Here is a 10929-nt window from a genome sequence, read left to right on the forward strand (position 1 = left end):
GTGATCGCCGGGTCGCTGGTCGTGTGGAGCGGGTTCACCGCCCTGTGCGGGATGGCGACCGGATTCTGGTCGCTGTTCCTTTCCCGCCTCGGCGTCGGGGTCGGAGAGGCCGGCGGCGTCGCGCCTTCCTACGCGCTGATCGCCGACTATTTCCCGGTCGAGCGCCGGGCGCGCGCGCTTGCCATCTATTCGATGGGCATTCCGATCGGGCTCGGCTCCGGGGTGCTGCTGGGCGCCTATATCGCCGCCCTGGCCGATTGGCAGACGGCGTTCATCACGGTGGGTATCGCCGGCATCGTCGTCGCCCCGATCTTCCTCGCCATCGTCCGCGACCGGCCGCGCCCGGCGGTCGCCGCGGAAGCCGACCGCGTGCCGGTGCTGTCGGTCATTCCGATCCTGACGCGCAAGCCGGCCTATTGGCTACTCGCGATCGGCGCCGGCTGCAGCTCGATGGCGGGCTATGGCCTGGCACTGTGGGTGCCCAAGATCATCGCCGTCCATTACGGCTGGACCGCCAATCACGACCTGATCAAGGTCGGTCAGTTCATGGGCTCCCTGCTGCTGCTCGGCGGGACCACCGGCATCTTCCTCGGCGGGGTGTTGGCCGACCGGCTCGGGACCGTCGACCGCGCCTGGTATGCGCGGATTCCGGCGATCGCCTGGCTGATCACCGCGCCTACCTTCATGCTCGGCCTGTATACGCCGCTCCCGGTGTTCGCGTGGTTCCTGCTGCTGATCCCGAACGCGCTCAACACGTTGTGGCTCGGCCCGATCGTCACCGCCGCCCAGCACCTCGCGCCGTCGCGGATGCGGGCAGGTGCGTCGGGCACGTTCCTGCTGGTCAACAACCTGCTCGGGCTGGGGCTCGGCCCCTGGCTGATGGGCGCGTTGTCGGACGCGCTCAAGGCGAGCTACGGCGCCGATTCGCTGCGTTATGCGGCGATCATCTGTGCGGGCCTGTACCTGGTCGCCGCGTTGCTCGCGTTCCTCGCGATCAAACCCCTCAAGCGCGGCTGGGTCGAGGCGGCCGACTGACCTTTAGGGCCGAAAGTTTTTCTCGCACAAAGACACGAAAGCAGGAAAAGGGTTCGCGCAGAGGCGCAGAGAGAAGCGCCCAACCCGCAAACCCTCCCGCACCGTCACTCCGGCCTTGTGCCGGGGTCCACCGTGCAACCAGACCCAGCCTATCGTATCCCGCAATAAACCTCACCGCACGCGCTTCACGGCACGGTGGATGCCGGCACAAGGCCGGCATGACGGACATGGGCGAGGCCCATCTTCAGCTCCCCGTCTCTCCGCGCTCAACCTACTCTTCTTCGTGCCTTCGTGTCTTTGTGCGAGACAATCACTCAACTCGCACCCCGTGGGCTCACCGCTCTCGCGTCGCGGCGAACTTCACTTTGGCATAGCGGTCGGCGACATAGCCGACTTCCCACGCGGTCTTGGCCATGAAGACCGGATTGCCGTCGCGGTCCTTGGCCAGCGCGCCGCGATTGAGATCGAGGAATTCCTTGAGCGCGGCGGGGTCGTCCGAAGAGATCCAGCGCGCGGTCTCGTACGGCGCCATCTCGAGCCCGGCGGCGACCTTGTATTCGGCCTCTAGCCGGCTGACGAGCACATCGAGCTGGAGCTGCCCGACCACCCCGATCACCCAGTTCGACCCGATCTCGGGATAGAAGACCTGGGTCACCCCTTCCTCGGCCATGTCGTCCAGCGCCTTGCGGAGCTGCTTGGTCTTGGTCGGGTCCTTGAGCACCACGCGGCGCAGGATTTCGGGCGCGAAATTGGGCAGGCCGGTGAAGCGCACGTCGGCACGCTCGGAGAGCGTATCGCCGACCCGCAAGGTGCCGTGATTGGGAATACCGATGATGTCGCCGGGAAAGGCCTCGTCGGCGACTTCGCGATTCTGCGCGAAGAACAGGATCGGCGAATGCACCGCGATCGGCTTGCCGTGCCCGGTCGGGGTCAGCTTCATGCCGCGCTTGAAAGTGCCCGAGCACAGCCGCATGAACGCGATGCGGTCGCGATGCTGCGGGTCCATATTGGCCTGGACCTTGAACACGAAGCCGGTGACCTCGTCCATGTCGGGCGCAACCGGCGCCGGTTCGGCGGGCTGCGGACGCGGCGGCGGGGCGTATTCGGCGAGTGCTGCGATCAGCTCGGCGACGCCGAAATCCTTGAGCGCCGATCCGAAATAGACCGGGGTCAAATCGCCATGGCGATAGGCCTCGGCATCGAACGCGGCATAGCCGGCCTGGGCCAGTTCGACCTCTTCCGCGATGTCGGCGGGAAGCTCGGGCGTATCCTCGACCTTGCCGAGGAATTCGCGGCTGTCGCCCTCCGGCCGGCTGATCCGGTTGGTGGTGAGGTCGAGCACGCCCTGGAACTGACCGCCCATGCCGACCGGCCAGCTCATCGGCGCGACGTCCAATGCGAGCACGTCGGCGATCTCATCGAGCAGTTCGAACGGCGGACGGCCCTCGCGGTCGACCTTGTTCACGAACGTGATGATCGGCACCGAGCGCAGCCGGCAGACCTCGAACAATTTGCGCGTCTGCGCCTCGATGCCGCGCGCCGCGTCGATCACCATGACCGCCGAATCGACCGCGGTCAGCGTGCGGTAGGTATCCTCGGAGAAATCCTCGTGGCCCGGCGTGTCGAGCAGGTTGAAGGTGATGCCGTCCTTCTCGAACGTCATCACCGACGAGGTGACCGAGATGCCGCGTTGCTGCTCGATCTTCATCCAGTCGGAGCGCGCGCGGCGATTCTGCCCGCGCGCCTTGACCTCGCCGGCCAAATGGATGGCGCCGCCGAAATAGAGCAGCTTTTCGGTCAGCGTGGTCTTGCCGGCGTCAGGGTGCGAGATGATCGCGAAAGTGCGGCGGTCGGAAATACTCATGGCGCGCGCTCCTACGGTGTGCGGGCGCTACCGGCAAGGTGACGGGATCAGGCGGCCAGGGCTCGTCGGTCCTCGTCGTCATTGGCGGGCGGGCGCAGGCGCTGAATGCGCGAGCGGCGGGCACGCGGCCGGCGCGGCACGATCTGGTGGCGCAGCCAGGATCCCAGCGCGCGGAAACGGATCGTCGTCGCGGCGATCACCGCCACCGCCGCGAGGTCGAGCAATGCCGAGAGGTCGATCGCAGCCGCGAAGGACAGGAATTCGGGCATGCCCATCGACACCAGCATCCGCCCGTCGCCCTCGAGCAGCCAGACCAGCCCGACGATGATCGACAGAGTGAGCAGCGCGAACAATATTTGGCCGCGCGAAATCCGCGATAGCCACCGCGCGGGCGTCACTACCAAAATGCGGTGGAGGGCGTCGCCGATCGGCGTGCCGCGCGCCATGAACATCGCCAGCCACAAGGTAAGCAACAGCGCGGTCAGCATCGATGATCCCCCAGTTCCTTGGGGGAAGATATGGCGCACGCCGCGCCGGCGACAAGGGTCAGGGTTCGAGCGTGATCGCCATCCGGCACCGCCAGTCGCCGTCCGGCGCGACCTCGAACACGCCCGGCTTGGCGCGGAAATCGCCGTCGAACCCGGCGGGATCGGCATGGCCGTGCCACGGCTCGACGCAGATGAAGGCGGCGCCGGGCTTGGTCCAGACGCCGAGATAGGGCGTATCGGGGAAATCGATCCTGAGGCGCGGCCCGTCGCCGGCGCCATAGGTCACGCTTTGCGAGGCGACCGGATCCCAGATCAGCGCGTCGTCGACGAACAGATCGTCGGCGAGATGGAGCACGCGGCCGTCGAGCGGGGACGGACGTTTCGCCGCGAACAGGCCATTGTCGAGCTCGACGATCGCGCCGGGCTCGTCCGTCGCGAAGACGATACGGTGCTCGGCGCGGGGTTGGCCGTAAGGCAGCGGCCAGGCGAGTGCGGGGTGAAAACCGAAGCTGGCCGGCAGCGGTTCGTCGCCAGGATTAGACAGCCGAACGTCGACCGACAGCGTCGCTGCGTCGATCGCGAAGGCGATATCGAGCACGAAATCGAACGGATAATGCGCCCGCGTTTGATCGTTCGCGGTCAGCCGGAACGTGGCGGCATCGTCGGTGTGGCGAACCAGTTCGAACCCCTGCCGCCGCGCGAAGCCGTGCTGCTTCATCTCGTACTTGCGACCGCCGAGCCGAAGCGTATCGCCATTCAACCGCCCGACGATCGGGAACAGGATCGGCGCATGCCCGGTCCAATAGGCCGGGTTCGCATCTGTCATCAGCTCGCGCCCCTCGGCATCGCGCAAATGCGTGAGTTCGGCGACGAGCGGATTGATCGCCGCCGATAGCTGTCCATTGCCGATCGCGATCAGACCGTCCGTCATCCTGTTCCTCCCGTATGGCGCACCGCACGCCAGGCGGAAACGATCGCGTCGGCGGTCAGGTCCGCGTCCTGCTCGGTCGTCGCCGACGAACTGACCGACAGCCGCATCACCCATTGTCCGCGCCATAAGGCGCCGCCGATCCACGCGACGGCGTCGTCCTGGACGCGCTGGATGGTGGCGAGCGTCGCGGCGTCGTCGTCGCCGAACCGGAACATCGCCTGATTGAGCTCGGGCTCGAGGATCACCGCGATGCCGGGCTCGCGTGCGACGCGCTCTGCAATTCGGGACGCGATCCGGCAGCCGCGCTCGACCATCTCGGCGACGCCGTCGCGCCCCAATTGGCGGATCATCGCCCAGGTCGCGAAACCGCGCGCGCGGCGCGATAATTCGGGGACATAGGAAGACGGATCGCGCTCACTGCCCTCGGCGGGCGGCAGATAGGAGGCGGAGATCGCCATCGCGCGGCGATGCGCCTCGGCATCGCGGACGATCGCGAATCCCGAATCATAGGGTGTCTGCAGCCATTTGTGGCCGTCGGTCGCCCAGCTGTCGGCCAGTTCGATGCCCTTGGACAGGTGCGCACGCGACGGACAGGCTTGCGCCCACAGGCCGAACGCGCCGTCGACATGCAGCCACGCACCGGCGTCGCGCGCCATCGGGGCGATCTCGGCGAACGGGTCGCTGGCTCCGGTGTTGATTTGCCCGGCTTGGCCGATCGCGATGGCCGGCCCCGACGCGGCTTTCAATGCCGCCTCGAACGCGGCGGGCAGCATGCGCCCGGCATCGTCGGTGGCGATCGTCGTCACTCGCTTGGCGCCGAGCCCGAGATATTTGAGCCCCGAAAACACCGTCGCATGCGCATCCGCGCCGATCAGCACAGTGATCGGCGGCGCGCCGAACATGCCGTCGCCCTCGACGTCCCAGCTGGCGCGGCGCAGCACCTCGCTGCGCGCGGCGGCGAGGCAGACGAAATTGGCGACCGTCGCCCCGGTGACGAAGCCGACCGACGCCTCGGCCGGTAGCCCCAGCAGATCGAGCAGCCAGGCGGCGGCCACCGCCTCGACCGCGCTGGCTGCGGGGGCGGCCACCACGGTCGCGGCATTCTGGCCCCAGGCGGCGGTCAACCAGTCGGCCGCGACCCCGGTCGGATGCGAGCCGCCGATCACCCAGCCGTAGAAACGCGGCCCCGTCGAGGCGCGGATGCCCGGTGTCGCCCGCTCGATCAGCTCTGCGATGATCGCCTCGGCATCACCGCCCTGCTCGGGCAGCGGCGCGTCGAACGCGGCGAAGATGTCGGCATAGGTCGCGGCCGGCGTCGTCTCGGCGGTGGCCGTCGCGCGGCGATAGTCGATCGCGGCCCGGGCGGCGCGCATCATGGCGGTGGAATCGGAGTCGTTCATGCGCGCGGTGTCGGTGCGCGGGCGATTCCGCGCAATCCGGAATCTGCGCCCGAACTCAGCTTCGCGCGACCTGGAACCCGGCGAAGGACTGGCTGACCGGCATCAGCTCGAGCGTGTTGATGTTGAGATGCGGCGGCAGCTCGGCGACCCACAGCAGGGTCTCCGCGATATCCTCCCCGGTCATCGGATCGGCACCGCCATAGAGCTTGTCCGAAGCGTCCTGGTTGCCGCTGGTGCGGACCAGGGTGAATTCGGTCTCGACCATGCCCGGCTCGATCGAGGTCACGCGCACCCCGGTGCCGGCCAGGTCCGAGCGCAGTCCCAGGCTGAACTGGCGCACGAACGCCTTGGTCCCGCCATAGACGTTGCCGCCGGGATAGGGGTAATTGCCCGCGACCGACGAGATGTTGATGATCGCGCCCTTGCGCGCGACCAACTCGGGCAGCAGCTTACGGGTCAGCGACACCAGAGCGGTGACATTGGTGTCGATCATCGTCTTCCATTGATCGAGCGAAGCGCTCTGCGCGGGCGCGGTGCCGAGCGCGAGCCCGGCATTGTTGACCAGCAGGTCGAAGGCGCGGAACTCCGCGGGCAAGGCGTCGAGAGCGGCATCGCGCGCGGCTTCGTCGCGGACGTCGAACGCCGCGGCCTGCACCTTGTCGGCGCCGAGCTCGGCGACCAAAGCATCGAGCCGCTCCTTGCGCCGCCCGGTCGTGACCACGCGCCAGCCGGCCTTCGCGAACACGCGCACCGCCGCCTCGCCGATACCCGAGGTTCCGCCGGTGATCAGGGCCGTGCGCATGGGTCTTCTCCTTCTTCTAGTTCCGACAGGCCCTCACCCTTCCGGCGCTTCGCGCCTCCCTCCCTCTCCCGCATGCGGGAGAGGGAAGGGGCCCGCCGCCGTAGGCGGTGGGAAGGGTGAGGGCATGTGTTATCCCCTGAGCGTCGCCCCGAGCTTCTCCGCCGCGGCGACGACCTTGTCGGCCACTGCCTTCAGATCGGCATCGGTGAAGCTCTTGTCGCTTGGCTGCAGCGTGATCTCGATCGCCATCGACCTGACCCCGTCGCGTTCGAACAGGTCGAACACGCGCGCGGCGGTGATCGCCGCCTTGTCGCTCCCGCGCACCGCACGGGTCAGCGCGTCGGCGGTCAGGCCGGTCGGGACGGTGAAGGCGAAATCGCGCTTCACCGCCTGGAGCGCGGGAGGCGTGTAGGCCGGGCGCATGAAGCCTGTGGACCGTTTGCCCGGGATCGCGTCGAGATAGAGCTCGACCGCGGCGACCGGGCCGTCGAGGTCGAATGCCTTGGCGGTCAGCGGGTGGAGCATGCCGAATGCCGCGAGCACGGCCTTCGGCCCGAGCCGGAGCGTCCCCGACTGGCCGGGGTGCCAGGTCTCGCCGGCGTCGCCCATCACCTGGAGATTGTCGACCGGCGCGCCCGCCGCGGCGAGCAGGGCCAGAGCCTCGGCCTTGGCGTCGAACGCGTCGAACGCCGCCGCCTTGCCCGCCTGCCAGCCGCGCGGCCGGCGGTCGCCCGCCAGCACCACGCCGAGCGTCGGGCGCTCGGCATCGGCGAGATAGCGGCGGCCGAGTTCGAACAGCCGCACGCTGCCCGCGCCGCGATTGAGGTTGCGCGCCGCCGCCGACAGCAGGCCGGGCAGCAGCGACGGCCGCATGACCTTGAGGTCCTCGCTGATCGGATTGGCCAGGCTCCACGCCCCGCCGCCGAACGCATCGGCCTCGGTCTGGCTCAGGAAGCTCCAGGTCACCGCCTCGTCGAGTCCGCGGGCGGCGGCCGCACGGCGGACCTTGCGCTCGAGCTTCTGCTCGGGCGTCGCGGTCGGGCGCGCCACGCCGGGGGCACGGTCGAGCGGGACGGTGGGGACGTTGTCGATCCCCTCGATGCGAATGACTTCCTCGACCAGGTCGGCGGGGCCGTCCACGTCGCGACGCCAGGTCGGGATCGTGACCTGCCAGTCGCTTCCGACCGCGAAGCCGAGCCGTTCGAGAATGTCCTGCTGCCGCTCGGGCGCGACCGCGAGGCCGCCGAGCGTCTCGGCGCGCGCCGGATCGTACTGGACGGTGCGCGGCGCGACCGGCGGCTGACCGGCGCGCGTGATCCCGCTGGCGGTGCCGCCGCAATGGTCGAGCACCAATTTGGTCGCGATCGCCAGCCCGTCGTCGAGGAACGCTGGATCGACTCCGCGCTCGAACCGCTGACGGGCATCGCTGGTCAGGCCGAGCTTCTGCCCGGTGCGCGCGATATGGTCTGGGTCGAAATAGGCGCATTCGATGACCACGTCGACGGTCGTGTCCGACACGCCCGAATGCTCGCCGCCCATGATCCCGCCGATATCGTGCACCGCCACGTCGTCGGCGATCACGGTCATCGTCTCGTCGAGCGTATAGGTCTTGCCGTTGAGCGCCAGCACCTGCTCGCCCGCCTTGGCGCGCCGCGCGACCAAGCCGCCCGACAGCTTGGCCTTGTCGTAGACGTGCAGCGGCCGGCCGAGATCGACCGAGACGAAATTGGTGATGTCGACCAGCACCGAGATCGGCTTCTGCCCGATCGCGGTCAGGAAACGCCGCATCCACTCGGGCGCAGCGCCGTTGGTCACGCCGTGCACTTCCTGGCCGTAGAAAGCGGGGCAGCCGGCGGTATCGTCGGTGCGCACGTCGGGGCCGGGGCCCTCGCCCTGGACCGGCGCGATCGCCTCGACCCGATAGACCTGGGCGAGCGGCTTCAGCGTGCCCAGCCCGGCGGCGGCGAGGTCGCGCGCGATACCGCGCACGCCCATGCAATCCTGGCGGTTGGGGGTGATCGACACGTCGATGACCGGGTCGTTGAGCCCGGCATAGTCCGGGAAGGTCGTGCCGATCGGCGCATCGGCCGGCAGCTCGATGATCCCGTCATGGTCGTCGCCCAGCTCGAGCTCGCGCGTCGAGCACATCATGCCGTTCGACTCGACCCCACGGATCGCCGAGACCTTGAGCTCCATGCCATTGGCAGGGACGATCGCGCCGGGCAGGCCGAGCACGCCGACTAGGCCGGCGCGGGCATTGGGCGCGCCGCACACGACCTGCAATGGCGTGCCGTCGCCGGTATCGACGGTCAGCACCTGAAGCTTGTCGGCCTGCGGGTGACGTTCGGCGGTCAGCACCTTCGCGACCTTGAACGCCGCCAGTTTCTCGCCGGGATTGTCGACGCCCTCGACCTCGAGCCCGACCCGGGTCAGCGCCTCGACGATCGCGTCGAGCGAGGCCTGAGTCTCGAGATGCTCCTTGAGCCAGTTCAGCGTGAATTTCATGTCAGTTTCCGTCGCCCCGGCGGAGGCCGGGGCGGTTGGGTTGGAGAGCGATTCGCGCTGCCACGCAGCGGCCCCGGCCTGCGGGGTCCCCGCAAAGTAGTACTTTGCGGGGTGCCCCTGCGCCGGGGCGACGGGTATGCGTCATGCGCCCACTCCTCCGCTGAGCGTCGGCACATCCAAAGCCGCGAACCCGTAATGCTTCAACCAGCGGATATCGCCGTCGAAAAAGGCGCGGAGGTCGTCCATGCCGTATTTGAGCATCGCCAGGCGATCGATGCCGCAGCCGAACGCGAATCCCTGCCATTGGTCGGGGTCGAGCCCGCAGGCGGCGATCACCTTGGGGTGGACCATGCCGCTGCCCAGCACTTCCATCCAGCCGCCGCCATTGCCGCCGCCCGATCCGCCGATCACGCGCTTGCCGTTGACGACGGAGTAGCCGACATCGACCTCCGCCGAGGGCTCGGTGAAGGGGAAATAGCTCGGGCGCAGCCGCAGCACGATGTCGTCGCGCTCGAAGAACGCCTTCAGGAACGTCTCGAGCGTCCATTTGAGGTGGCCGAGCGTGATTCCCTTGTCGATCACCAGCCCTTCGACCTGGTGGAACATCGGCGTGTGGGTCGCGTCCGAATCCGAGCGATAGGTGCGCCCCGGCGCGATGATGCGGATCGGCGGCTTCTGGTCGACCATCGTGCGGATCTGCACCGGGCTGGTATGCGTGCGGAGCAGCATCTTGCGCTCCCCGTCCGGCTGGTCGGGGAAATAGAACGTGTCGTGCATCGCCCGCGCCGGGTGCGATTCGGGGATGTTGAGCGCGGTGAAATTGTGCCAGTCGTCCTCGATCTCGGGGCCGGTCGCGACCGCGAAGCCGAGATCGGCGAAAATCTCCGCCAGCTCATCCATCACCTGGCTGACCGGATGCACCGTACCGGCGGCGGGAACGTCCGCCGGCAAGGTCATGTCGAGCGTCTCGTCGGCCAGCCGCGCGTCGAGCGCCGCGCGCTCGAGCCCGGCCTTGCGCCCGGTCAGCGCCTCGGTCACCGCCTCGCGCAGCGCGTGGATGCGCGGGCCCGTCGTCTGGCGCTCCTCGGGCGACATGCCGCCCAAAGTCTTGAGCAGACCGGTGACGCTGCCCGATTTGCCCAGCGCCGAGACGCGCACCGCCTCGATAGCGTCGGGTGTCCCGGCCGCGGCGATCTGGGCCAGCAGGTCGGCCTGCATCTGATCGATATCGCTCACGTCGCCCACTCCAACACCCATTGATCCACCATCCCGTCCTCCGGATGATCATACTGCCCGATGCAGACGAACCCGTTGCGCCGAAGCACGCGTGGAGAGGCTCCACTGTCGGGCAAGGTCTCTGCGGTCAAGCCGCTCGCGCCGCGGGCGCGCGCGATCCGCGCCAGTTCGGCGACCGCCGCGCTGGCATGGCCGCGGCCCTCGCGCGTCGGCGCGACGCCATAGCCGATGTCCCAACGCCCCTCCGCGTCGCGTTGCTTGACGCTGATCATGCCGACGGCTTCGCCCTCGACGACCATCATCCACGCCGCCTCGCCGCCGACCTCCGCCGCGACGCCGCGCAGCAGGTCGACGATCTCGCCGGGCGCCAGGCCGCCGTCGGCCACGCGCGGCGCATCCGCGGGTGCGGGACCGCCCAGCAGCCAGGCGAAATGCGCATCGGTCATCGGTAACAATTGCATGATCGGCTTTCCGGAAACGAAAAGGGCGCCGGTGTTGCCACCGACGCCCCGAAACTTTCGCTCGCTACAGGTCGCTCAGGCGGCCTGGGGCAGAGCCGCCTTCGCCTGCGCGATGATGGCGGTAAAGGCTTCGCTCTCGTTCATCGCGATATCGGCCAGGACCTTCCGGTCCAGCTCGATGCCGGCGAGCTTCAGCCCGTGCATGAA

10 protein-coding genes are annotated in these 10929 nt (G+C 68.5%); 1 reads left to right on the top strand and 9 read right to left on the bottom strand.

All coding sequences use genetic code 11. The features are described from left to right. Positions 1 to 1035: MFS transporter (locus ACTHJR_RS09050; protein ID WP_440522816.1), on the top strand; the 1035-nt coding region annotated here is incomplete at its 5' end. 334 nt (positions 1036 to 1369) lie between these two features. On the opposite strand, the gene ACTHJR_RS09055 is transcribed toward ACTHJR_RS09050, so the two are convergent. From ACTHJR_RS09055 to ACTHJR_RS09095, 9 genes are all read right to left on the bottom strand, one after another. Beyond that, positions 1370 to 2899 carry a peptide chain release factor 3 gene (locus ACTHJR_RS09055; RefSeq protein WP_440522817.1) on the bottom strand — a complete coding sequence of 510 codons (1530 nt, stop codon included), beginning with the start codon at positions 2897 to 2899 and terminating at the stop codon, positions 1370 to 1372. 47 nt (positions 2900 to 2946) lie between these two features. Beyond that, positions 2947 to 3387: a hypothetical protein gene (locus ACTHJR_RS09060; RefSeq protein WP_440522818.1), complete on the bottom strand. Its 441-nt coding sequence runs from the start codon at positions 3385 to 3387 to the stop codon at positions 2947 to 2949. 58 nt (positions 3388 to 3445) lie between these two features. After that, positions 3446 to 4318 carry an aldose 1-epimerase family protein gene (locus tag ACTHJR_RS09065; protein WP_440522819.1) on the bottom strand — a complete coding sequence of 291 codons (873 nt, stop codon included), beginning with the start codon at positions 4316 to 4318 and terminating at the stop codon, positions 3446 to 3448. Then, the gene (locus ACTHJR_RS09070; RefSeq protein ID WP_440522820.1) at positions 4315 to 5718 is read right to left on the bottom strand and encodes a pyridoxal phosphate-dependent decarboxylase family protein; all 1404 of its coding nucleotides are present in this window, start codon (positions 5716 to 5718) and stop codon (positions 4315 to 4317) included. The genes ACTHJR_RS09065 and ACTHJR_RS09070 overlap by 4 nt, the downstream gene beginning before the upstream one ends. A gap of 55 nt (positions 5719 to 5773) precedes the next feature. Next, positions 5774 to 6520 carry an SDR family NAD(P)-dependent oxidoreductase gene (locus ACTHJR_RS09075; RefSeq protein ID WP_440522821.1) on the bottom strand — a complete coding sequence of 249 codons (747 nt, stop codon included), beginning with the start codon at positions 6518 to 6520 and terminating at the stop codon, positions 5774 to 5776. A gap of 129 nt (positions 6521 to 6649) precedes the next feature. Then, positions 6650 to 9025 carry a phenylalanine--tRNA ligase subunit beta gene (gene pheT / locus ACTHJR_RS09080; RefSeq protein ID WP_440522822.1) on the bottom strand — a complete coding sequence of 792 codons (2376 nt, stop codon included), beginning with the start codon at positions 9023 to 9025 and terminating at the stop codon, positions 6650 to 6652. A 141-nt stretch (positions 9026 to 9166) separates the two neighbouring features. Beyond that, entirely contained in the window at positions 9167 to 10243 is a 1077-nt protein-coding gene (gene pheS / locus ACTHJR_RS09085; RefSeq protein ID WP_440522825.1) for a phenylalanine--tRNA ligase subunit alpha, read from the bottom strand. 14 nt (positions 10244 to 10257) lie between these two features. Beyond that, complete coding sequence (locus ACTHJR_RS09090; protein WP_440522823.1) at positions 10258 to 10707, bottom strand: GNAT family N-acetyltransferase; 450 nt, start codon at positions 10705 to 10707, stop codon at positions 10258 to 10260. Positions 10708 to 10797: 90 nt separating this feature from the next. Next, the coding region (locus tag ACTHJR_RS09095) for a 50S ribosomal protein L20 (protein WP_440522826.1) at positions 10798 to 10929 on the bottom strand (132 nt) is incomplete at its 5' end.

It is taken from the genome of Sphingomonas sp. (assembly GCF_051962185.1).
GTDB lineage: Bacteria > Pseudomonadota > Alphaproteobacteria > Sphingomonadales > Sphingomonadaceae > Sphingomonas.